Origin of the sequence: Streptomyces lycii (assembly GCF_009735685.1) — a bacterium.
In the GTDB taxonomy this organism is placed as follows: domain Bacteria; phylum Actinomycetota; class Actinomycetes; order Streptomycetales; family Streptomycetaceae; genus Streptomyces; species Streptomyces lycii.
Window position 1 is genome coordinate 1 of the sequence record NZ_WHPN01000343.1, and the last position, 9,961, is coordinate 9,961.

At 73.3% G+C, this 9,961-nt stretch carries 5 protein-coding genes and 2 pseudogenes; 5 read left to right on the top strand and 2 right to left on the bottom strand.

Annotated elements, in window-relative coordinates; translation table 11 throughout:
• Nucleotides 1-162: 162 nt before the first annotated feature.
• Both GCU69_RS34820 and GCU69_RS34825 read right to left on the bottom strand, forming a co-directional pair.
• Nucleotides 163-1,236, bottom strand: a pseudogene (locus GCU69_RS34820) (AAA family ATPase); the annotation flags it as partial.
• Between the two features lie 140 nt (nt 1,237-1,376).
• Nucleotides 1,377-2,898: pseudogene (locus GCU69_RS34825) on the bottom strand (Clp protease N-terminal domain-containing protein); the annotation flags it as partial.
• 448 nt (nt 2,899-3,346) lie between these two features.
• On the opposite strand from GCU69_RS34825, the gene GCU69_RS22000 reads away from it, so the two are divergent.
• From GCU69_RS22000 to GCU69_RS22020, 5 genes are all read left to right on the top strand, one after another.
• Nucleotides 3,347-4,645, top strand: a complete 1,299-nt coding sequence (locus GCU69_RS22000; protein ID WP_156206970.1) for an MFS transporter — start codon at nt 3,347-3,349, stop codon at nt 4,643-4,645.
• Between the two features lie 320 nt (nt 4,646-4,965).
• A complete protein-coding gene (locus tag GCU69_RS22005; protein ID WP_098755443.1) occupies nt 4,966-5,382 on the top strand; it encodes a pyridoxamine 5'-phosphate oxidase family protein in 417 nt (138 codons plus the stop codon).
• Between the two features lie 263 nt (nt 5,383-5,645).
• Nucleotides 5,646-6,173 carry a hypothetical protein gene (locus GCU69_RS22010; protein ID WP_098755442.1) on the top strand — a complete coding sequence of 176 codons (528 nt, stop codon included), beginning with the start codon at nt 5,646-5,648 and terminating at the stop codon, nt 6,171-6,173.
• Between the two features lie 361 nt (nt 6,174-6,534).
• Nucleotides 6,535-7,071, top strand: coding sequence for a DoxX family protein (locus tag GCU69_RS22015; RefSeq protein WP_156206971.1), 537 nt, complete (start codon nt 6,535-6,537; stop codon nt 7,069-7,071).
• A 619-nt stretch (nt 7,072-7,690) separates the two neighbouring features.
• A partial coding sequence (locus GCU69_RS22020) for a terpene synthase family protein (RefSeq protein WP_235978626.1) occupies nt 7,691-9,961 on the top strand: 2,271 nt, incomplete at its 3' end.

Sequence of the window (9,961 nt, forward strand, 5' to 3'; positions counted from 1 at the left end):
CACGCCACTACGGCACTCCGTGCCCGAGCGCGCCGAGCGCCCCGCGCCCTGCCGACCCGCGCAGCCCGGACCGTCCCTGGCCGATTCGGACCGTCCCTGGCCCTCCGGACCGTCCCTGGCCGATCCGGACCGTACCTGGCCGATCCGCGCCCGGCCGCTCCGTCAGGCCCCCGCCGCGCTCTCCAGCGCTCCGGCCGGGCCGGAGGCGGCCACGGTGAGCCTCCTGCCGTCCTCCGAGACGTCCACCCGCACCGTGTCGCCGTCCGCGACGTCGCCCGCCAGGATCGCCCGGGCCAGCTGGTCGCCGATGGCCGTCTGGACCAGGCGGCGCAGCGGCCGGGCCCCGTACGAGAGGTCCGGTCCGGCCTCCTCCGGCGCGTCGATCACCGGCTCCTGGCCCAGCCGCGACAGCCACTCCAGGGCGGCGTCGGTGACGTCGAGCGTGAGCCGGCGGTCGGCCAGCCGGCGCTGGAGCAGACCGAGCTGGAGCCGCGCGATCCGCTTGAGCTGTTCGGTGCCCAGCGCGTGGAAGACCACCAGGTCGTCGAGGCGGTTCAGGAACTCCGGCCGGAAGGAGGACCGCACGGTCTCCAGGACGCGTTCCCGCTTCTTCTCCTCGCCGATCGACGGATCGACCAGATAGTGCGACCCGAGGTTGGAGGTGAGGACCAGGATGGTGTTGCGGAAGTCGACCGTCCGGCCCTGCCCGTCGGTGAGCCGGCCGTCGTCCAGCACCTGGAGCAGGATGTCGAAGACCTCGTGGTGCGCCTTCTCCACCTCGTCCAGCAGCACGACCGAGTACGGGCGGCGGCGCACCGCCTCGGTGAGCTGGCCGCCCTCCTCGTAACCGACGTAGCCGGGCGGGGCGCCGACGAGCCGGGCGACGGAGTGCTTCTCGCTGTACTCGCTCATGTCGATGCGGACCATCGCCCGCTCGTCGTCGAACAGGAAGTCGGCGAGGGCCTTGGCCAGCTCGGTCTTGCCGACACCGGTCGGGCCGAGGAAGAGGAAGGAGCCCGTCGGCCGGTCGGGGTCGGAGATCCCGGCCCGGGTGCGGCGCACGGCGTCCGAGACGGCCCGTACGGCCTCGGTCTGCCCGATCAGCCGCTTGCCCAGCTCGTCCTCCATCCGCAGCAGCTTCTGCGTTTCGCCCTCCAGCATCCGGCCCGCCGGGATGCCGGTCCAGGCGGCGACGACGTCGGCGATGTCGTCCGGGCCGACCTCTTCGCCGACCATGCCGCTGCCCTGGAGCGACTTCTGCTCCTCGGCGGCGGCGTCGAGCTGCTTGCGGGTCGCCGGGATGACCTCGGAGCGCAGCCGCCCGGGGGTGACCCAGTCGCCGGTCTCGGGAGCCTTGCGCTCGGCCAGCTCCAGCTCGGTCTCCAGCTCGTCCAGGCGCTTCTTCAGCTCGCCGACACGGGTGTGGATGGCCTTCTCGCTGTCCCAGCGGGCGCGCAGGGCCCGGAGCTTCTCCTCCTTCTCGGCCCGCTCCTTGCGCAGCCGGTCCAGCCGCTCGCGGGCGTCCGGCGAGAGGTCCTGCTCGCGGTCCTTCTTCTTGCGCAGCAGGTTCTTGCCGCCCTGGGCGTCGTCCGAGTGGGCCGCCAGCAGCGACTCCTCCTCCATCATCTGCCGGTCGACGGCGCGCTGGAGTTCGTCGATCTCCACGGGCGAGGAGTCGATCTCCATCTGGAGCCGGGACGCGGCCTCGTCCACCAGGTCGATGGCCTTGTCGGGGAGGAACCGCGAGGTGATGTAGCGGTCGGAGAGGGTGGCGGCGGCGACCAGCGCGGAGTCGGCGATCTGCACCCCGTGGTGCGCCTCGTAGCGCCCCTTGAGGCCGCGGAGGATCGCGATGGAGTCCTGGACGTCGGGCTCGGAGACCAGGACCTGCTGGAAGCGGCGCTCCAGGGCCGGGTCCTTCTCGATCCGCTCGCGGTACTCGTCCAGCGTCGTCGCGCCGACCATCCGCAGTTCGCCGCGGGCCAGCATCGGCTTGAGCATGTTGCCCGCGTCCATCGCGGAGTCGCCGCCCGCGCCGGCGCCGACGACGGTGTGCAGCTCGTCGATGAAGGTGATGATCTGGCCGTCGCTCTCCTTGATCTCGGAGAGCACGGTCTTCAGCCGCTCCTCGAACTCGCCGCGGTACTTCGCGCCCGCGAGCATCGCGCCGATGTCCAGCGCCACCAGCCGCTTGTTCTTCAGCGACTCGGGCACGTCTCCCTTGACGATGCGCTGCGCCAGGCCCTCGACCACGGCGGTCTTGCCGACACCGGGCTCGCCGATGAGCACCGGGTTGTTCTTCGTACGCCGGGAGAGCACCTGGACGACGCGGCGGATCTCCGCGTCCCGGCCGATCACCGGGTCGAGCTTGCCCTCGCGGGCGATGGCGGTGAAGTCCGTGCCGAACTTCTCCAGGGCCTTGTAGGTGCCCTCCGGGTCGGGCGTGGTCACGCGTCGTCCTCCGCGGGTCGTTTCGAAGGCGTCGAGCAGCTTCTCGGCGCTCGCGCCCTGCTGGGAGAGGATCTCACCGGTCTGGCCGCCCTTGGCGGCGAGGCCGATCAGCAGGTGTTCGGTGGAGATGTAGGCGTCGCCGAGCTCCTTCGCGCGCCGCGAGGCGTCGGCGGCGACCGCGAGCAGCTCGCGGTCGGGCTGGGGCGGGGCGACCGTGGAGCCCTGCACGCTCGGCAGCGCGCCGAGCAGCCGCTCGGCGGCCGAGCGCAGCGACGCCTGGTCGGCCTCGACGGCGGCGAGCAGGTCCTGGATGTTCTCGTTCTCCTGCCCCTCGATCAGGGCGAGGAGGAGATGGGCGGGGGTGATGTCGGGATTTCCCGCGGACACGGCGCGCCGGCCGGCCGCGCTGATCGCTTCCTGGCTCCTGTTGGTCAGCTCGGCGTCCATGTGGCGTCTGCTCCTCCTCCGGACCGGGGCCCGGTCCGGGACCGTACTGCCGTCCCGGACCGGCTCTGCCCTCCGTATGGCTTCGGTGGCTTCCGTATGCCTGCTGTATGGCTTATGCCTTCTGCAACGTTAGATAAGTTGAGTCTACTCCACTCAAGGCCCGATTTTCATTAATCGGATGCGCGTACCGCCCCGGAGCCTGCACCCTTCGCGTTGGGCCGTCCTCCTGCGCCTAACCGCGCGGTGCGCGGCCCATACCCGGGCCGCCGCGGGATCCGCCCGGAGCGCCACCGGCCTCCGGTCCGGGCACCACCGGGATCCGGTCCGGGCACCACCGGGATCCGGTTCTTCACTCCGGATCCCACCGGATCCCTACGGATCCCTCCGGCCCAGCCTGCCGCGCCGCACCGGTCGCGGCGCGGACCACGAGGACAAAGGCGGGTGCAGGATGCGCGGGGCGACGGGGGCAACGGGCCGGGGCGGCCCCGTACTGATCGGCGCGCTGGTGGTCGACGCGCTCGGCAACGGGCTCTTCCTCCCGCTGTCCCTGGTCTTCTTCCTCCGGCTCACCGACGTCCCCGTGGGCCCGCTCGGCGTGCTCATCGGCGTCGCCAACGCCGTCACCCTGCCGATTCCGATCTGGGCGGGCCGGCTCACCGACCGGTACGGCGCGCTGCCCGTCGTCGTCGGATCACAGGTGCTGCACGGCGCGGGCTATCTCGGATACCGCTGGGCCGAGGAACCGGCCGGCATCTTCCTCGCGGTGACCCTGGTCGCCGTCGGCGTCCGGTTCTTCTGGTCGAGCATCTTCACGGCGCTCGCCGACTACGCCGACGGCAGCGGCTCGGCGCTCTCCAAGGAGTCCTGGTTCGCCTGGGCCAACATGGCCCGTACGGCCGGGCTCGGCGCGGGCGGCCTGATGACCGGGATCGTCGTCGCCGACGGCGGCGCGGACACCTACCGGGGCGTGGCGCTCGGCGCGGCGGGCTGCTTCGCGCTCGCGGCCGTCACCATCGCCGTCTTCGTCCGCGCGCCCCGGTCCGGCCGCCGGGAGACCGGCTCCGCCCCCGGCGGGCACGGCCGGGGCTACCGGGGCCTGCTGCGCGACCGGCCCTTCCTCGCGCTGACCGGTGTCAACACCGTCTTTGCCGCCACCAGCATGATGCTCGCCTTCGCGCTGCCCACCTTCGTCGAGTCCGGGCTGCACGGACCGGCCTGGCTCACCTCCGGGGTGCTCGTCGGCAACATGGTGCTGATCGCGCTGTTCGCCGCGCCCGTCGCCCGACGGCTCGCGCCGTACCGCCGGACCCGGGTGCTGGCGTGCGCGGCGGCGCTCTGGGCGGGCTGGTGCTTCGCCTTCTCCGGGCTCGTACCGGGGCAGCCGTCCTGGGTGATCCCGGTGCTGATCGCCGCCACGCTGCTGTTCACCGCGGCCGAGCTGCTGCACGCGCCGGTCTCCATGGGGCTGGCGACGGCGATCGCCCCGGCGGCGGCCCGGGGCCGCTATCTCGCCGCCTTCCAGTACTCCTTCACCTTCGCCGGGATCCTCGCCCCGGTCTTCTTCACCTCGCTCTTCGAGATCCACCGCTCGCTGCCGTGGGCCGCGCTGGGCGTGGTCAACGTCCTGGCCGCGGGCGCGACGCTGCTGCTGGAGCGCACCCTGCCCGCGTCGGCGCTGCCGGAGGGCGGCGCACCGCGCGCGGCGGCGAGCGCCCGGTCCGTATCCGGTCGGACGGCCGAGGACTGAGCTTCGGGGGGGAGGGGCGGGCTTCGGGGAGGAGGGGCCGGTCGTCGGGGAAGAGGTGGCTCGCACAGAGAAGGGCGGGCCTCGGGGGCAGGGCGCGGACCTCGGGGAGGAGGGCGGGCCTCGCGGGGCAGGGCGGACCTCGCGGAGAAGGGCAGACCTCGCGGAGAAGGGCCGGCCTCAGGGAGGAGGGGGACCTCGGGGAGCAGGGCGGACCTCGGGCCGGGAGCAGCGGCCCGCGCGCCGGGGCGCGCCGGGGGCGCGCCGCGGGGGCCCCGGGCACGCTCCGGCACGCCTCGTGCACGCCCGGATACGCTCACGGAATGGCCAACGACCCGACCGCCCCGCACCTGCGGTACAGCCCCGAGTACGTCGCCTTCTGGCGCGAGTACCACCTGTGCACCCTCACCACGCTCCGGCCGGACGGCACCCCGCACGTCGTGCCCGTCGGCGTCACCTTCGACCCGGAGCAGGGCGTGGCCCGCGTCATCACCCGCAGGACCAGCCGCAAGGCCCGCAACGTGCTCGCCGCGGGGCCCGACGGGGCGCGGGTCGCGGTGTGCCAGGTCAGCCGGAGGCGCTGGGCCACGCTGGAGGGCCGGGCGGTGGTCCGTACGGACGAGGATGCCGTGGCGGACGCCGTGCGCCGCTACGCCGAACGCTACGAGCGCACCCCCGCCCCCAACCCGGAGCGGGTCCTCATCGAGATCACCGTCGACCGTGCCATGGGCCGCGGCTGAACCGGCGGCCGGGCTCCGGTCCGGGCGGCCCCGCGGGAGCGGCAGCCCCTCGCCGCCCGGTCCCCGGTTCCGCACCACCCCACCCCGGCGTTACATGATCCGGACACGCCCCGGCACAACTGCCGCCGAGGGTCCGGGCGTCGGACTTCATGAGACCGGACCCCGCCGGCCGGCCGGACCAGCCGGACCGGTGGGACCGGTCGGACCGCACAGGCCGGACCGCGCCGAGCGTCCGGCGCACGCCCCGAAACGGGAGGACCACCATGAAGTTCCACCGCACACGCACCGCCCCGAACCCGGCCGCCGGCCACGGCATCCGGCCGCGCGGGGCCGCCGTCGCGGCCGGGCTCGCCGCCGTTCTGCTGCCGCTGGGCCTCGCCGCCCCGGCCGCGGCGGCGAGCGTCGGCACCACGAGCGGATCCGCCGCCGCGCCACAGCGGGCGGCGGCCGCCCCGGACCCGGCCGAACGCATCGAATCCTTCTACGACAGCTACCTCTCCGCCCTCGGCGAGGGCGACCGGCCGCTGGCCGCCGAACTGCGCCGGACCAACCTCACCGCGGCCTTCCGCAAGGAACTGGCCCGCTGGGAGGAGGCCAACGGCGCGGACGGCGTCACCCGCGCGCAGAACGTACCCGTCGACGCGGACGCCGAGTACGACGGCAGCGGCATGGGCCACACCTGGGCCGTCGTCACCCTGCACTGGGACGGCAGCTCCGAGACCACGAAGGTGCACGTCCAGGCCGAACTGCGGACCGGGAAGATCGACGGCATCAAGACCTGGGAGGGCTGAACCCCCGCACGCCGGGCCGCCGCAGCGACCGGGCGGCCCGGCATCGGCCTACTTCACGGCCGACATCACGGCCTCTTACGCGCCCCACTTCACGGCCTACTTCCCGGTGGGTGCCGACGATCGAGGCCCGCGATCGGTGCCCGCGACCGGTGCCCAAGCCCTCGTTCGCGACTTGGCGTTCGCGGCCTGGCGTTCGCGGCCTGGCCTTCCCGGGCGGCGGGCCCGGCCGGGCGCTCGCGGCCCCGGCCGGCGCTCGTCACCGTACGGAATTCCGCGCCGAGACCGATGAGTTCCGTACGTGCCCGTCGTCCATCTCTTCGAAAGGCCCCGCGGCAGGCGGGGCCCGAAACGAGGAGACGACATGCCCCGGCAGAGCGCCACCACACTCACCACCGGCACCACCACCACCACCGCCACCGGCACCGGCACCGCCACCGCCACCGCCACCGCCGTCACAGCCGACCCCACCACCGGCGCCCCCGCACGCGGTCGCGGCAAGCGGGCCAAGGCCGTCACCGTGCTGGTGCTCCGCGTCGTGCTGGGCCTGTTCTTCATCGTGGCCAGCGCCGTGCCCAAGCTCATCGCGCACTCCTCGGCCACCGAGGGCTTCGACAAGATCGGCTTCGGCGACTGGTTCATGTATCTGACCGGGGTGCTGGAACTCGCCGGAGGGATAGCGCTGTTGATCCCGCTGCTCTCCGGGCTGGCGGCGTTCTCCCTGATCGGCCTGATGGCCTGCGCGTTCGTCACGGTGCTCACCGTCTACAACGGCGAGAACGCCGCCACCCCGCCGATCATCGCCGCCCTGCTCGCGGTCGTCGCCCTGCACCAGCGCGGCACCGTCGTCGAGCTATTCGCCCTGCTGCGCTCCCGGCTGCCCGGCACCGCCCGGGCCTGAACCGGACCGGCATCCGCTCCCGAGGCCCTCACCCCGGAGCACCAACTCCCGAAGCCCCACTGAGCCCCCCACCCCCCGAGGGACCGCCCCGAGGCACCCACCCTCGAAGGCCCCCCTCCGCACGGCCCAGCTCCGAAGGCCCGCCTCCAAGGCGCCCGCCTCCGAAGCACCCGCCCGGAAGCACCCGTCCGCGAGGTCCGCGGGCCTCGTCCCCGTAGCCCCCACTCCCGCAACACCCCGCCCCGTACGGGGCCCGGAGCCGTCACCGGGCCCCCGGGGCAGTCCCCCACCGTCCTCGCCGTACTGAACGTCCTCGCTGTCCTCGCTGTACTTGCTGTACTTGCTGTCCTCGCTGTCCTCGCTGTCCTCGCCGTACTGGCCCGTACTTGCCACGAGTCACCACTCCCCGGGAGCGTGATCCGGGAGCGCGCTCNNNNCCGGGACCGCGATCCCGGAGCGCGCCCCACTCCGCGCCGCACCCCGCGAACCACCGTTCGGCACTTTCGACTCTCATCCATTGGCGTTCATATGACCTTTCGCCACCCCGGATGGGTCGGCGCCGCAGGGGTAGCTCTGAGTCCGCGACCACACCCCAGCACCAGGGAAAGGCCGGGAACACGTGAGCGGACAGCCGCAGCCCTTCGAACTGCCGGAGTTCTACACCCCCCATCCGGCCAGGCTCAATCCGCACGTCGAACAGGCCCGGCAGCACTCCCGGGACTGGGCGCGCGCCATGGGGATGCTGGAGGGCTCCGGCATCTGGGAGCAGCGCGACCTCGACGCCCACGACTACGCGCTGCTGTGCGGCTACACCCACCCCGAGGCGTCCGCCGAGGTGTTGTCGCTGGTCACCGACTGGTATGTCTGGGTCTTCTTCTTCGACGACCACTTCCTGGAGACGTTCAAACGCACCCGGGACCGGGCGGCCGGCAAGGCGTATCTGGACCGGCTGCCCGCCTTCATGCCGCTGGACCCGGCCACCGGCACGCCGGAGCCGGACAATCCGGTGGAGGCGGGCCTCGCCGACCTGTGGGCGCGGACCGTGCCCGCGATGTCGCCGCAGTGGCGCGCCCGGTTCGCGGAGAGCACCGAGCACCTGCTGAACGAGTCGCTCTGGGAGCTGTCGAACATCAACGCGGGCCGTACGCCCAACCCCGTGGAGTACATCGAGATGCGCCGCAAGGTCGGCGGCGCCCCCTGGTCGGCCGGGCTCGTCGAGTACGCCGTGGGCGCCGAGGTGCCCGACGCCGTCGCCGGGTCCCGGCCGCTGCGGGTGCTGCGGGACTCCTTCGCGGACGCGGTGCACCTGCGCAACGACCTGTTCTCGTACCAGCGGGAGATCGAGGACGAGGGCGAGCGCAGCAACGGCGTGCTGGTGCTGGAGACATTCCTCGGCTGCACCACCCAGCAGGCCGCCGACGCGGTCAACGACCTGCTGACGTCCCGCCTCCAGCAGTTCGAGAACACCGTCTTCACCGAGCTGCCACCGCTGTTCGCGGAGACCGGCCTCGACCCCGCGGGCTGCGCGGCCGTCATGACGTACGTACGGGGGCTCCAGGACTGGCAGTCGGGCGGCCACGAGTGGCATCTGCGGTCCAGCCGCTACATGAACGCCGGGGGCACGGCGGCGACCGGCACCGCGCTGCCCGCCGGAGCGGCCACCGGACTGCTGTTGACACCCCGGGCCGCCGGACTGCCGTTGACGCCCCGCGGCCCGGGCACCTCGCTCACCGACATCCGGCGTCTGATGGGCGGCGCCGGGGCGGCACGCGCCGCCGCCGGACGGCTGCGCGGCTCGGCCCACGTCCCGTACCAGCGGGTCGGCCCCTCGCAGGTGCCCGACTTCGAGCTGCCGTTCGGCACCCGGCTCAGTCCGCACCTGGACGCGGCCCGCCGCAACGTCGTCGACTGGGCCCGCCGCATGGGCGTCCTCGGCCCGCTGCCCGGTGCGCCGGGCCCGGGCGTCTGGACCGAGGAGAAGATCGTCGACTACGACCTGCCGCTGTGCGCGGCGGGCATCCACCCGGACGCGACCCCCGACGAGCTGGACCTCAGCTCCGCCTGGCTGGCCTGGGGCACGTACGGCGACGACTGGTTCCCCGTCGTGCACGGCCGCACCCGGGACCTGGCGGGCGCGAGGGCGAGCGTCGAGCGGCTCCCCGCGTTCATGCCGGTCGACGGGTCCCCGCCGCCGCCCCCGGCCAACGCGCTGGAACGGTCACTGGCCGATCTGTGGGCGCGCACGGCCGGGCCGATGGAGCCGGACGCCCGCCGCCGGTTCCGCGCCACCGTCGAGGACATGACCTCCAGCTGGCTCTGGGAGCTGTCCAACCAGGCACAGAACCGCGTCCCGGACGTCGTCGACTACATCGAGATGCGCCGCATGACCTTCGGCTCGGACCTCACGATGAGCCTGTGCCGGCTGTCGCACGGCCGCCGGGTGCCCGACGAGGTCTACGGCAGCGGCCCGGTCCGCTCCCTGGAGAACGCCGCCGCGGACTACGCCGCCCTGCTCAACGACGTCTTCTCGTACCAGAAGGAGATCGAGTTCGAGGGCGAGGTGCACAACGGCATCCTCACCGTGCAGACGTTCTTCGACTGCGACTACCCCACCGGGCTGCGCATCGTCCACGACCTGATGGAGTCCCGGCTGCGGCAGTTCCAGCACGTCGCCGCGCACGAGTTGCCCGTCCTCTACGACGACTTCGAGCTGGACGCCGAGGCCCGCCGCACCCTCGACGGCTATGTGACCGAGCTGCGGAACTGGATGGCCGGGATCCTGATCTGGCACCGGGGCTGCCGCCGCTACCGGGAGGCCGATCTGCGCCGCCACAACGCACGGCCGGGCGCGCCGGCCGGATTCGGTGCGCCGGCCGTGCCGGGTGTTCCG

Excerpts from the sequence above, each read along its gene's own strand:
- GCU69_RS22000 (WP_156206970.1), top strand. The coding sequence starts at position 3,347 with ATGCGCGGGGCGACGGGGGCAACGGGCCGGGGCGGCCCCGTACTGATC.
- GCU69_RS22005 (WP_098755443.1), top strand. The coding sequence starts at position 4,966 with ATGGCCAACGACCCGACCGCCCCGCACCTGCGGTACAGCCCCGAGTAC.
- GCU69_RS22010 (WP_098755442.1), top strand. The coding sequence starts at position 5,646 with ATGAAGTTCCACCGCACACGCACCGCCCCGAACCCGGCCGCCGGCCAC.
- GCU69_RS22015 (WP_156206971.1), top strand. The coding sequence starts at position 6,535 with ATGCCCCGGCAGAGCGCCACCACACTCACCACCGGCACCACCACCACC.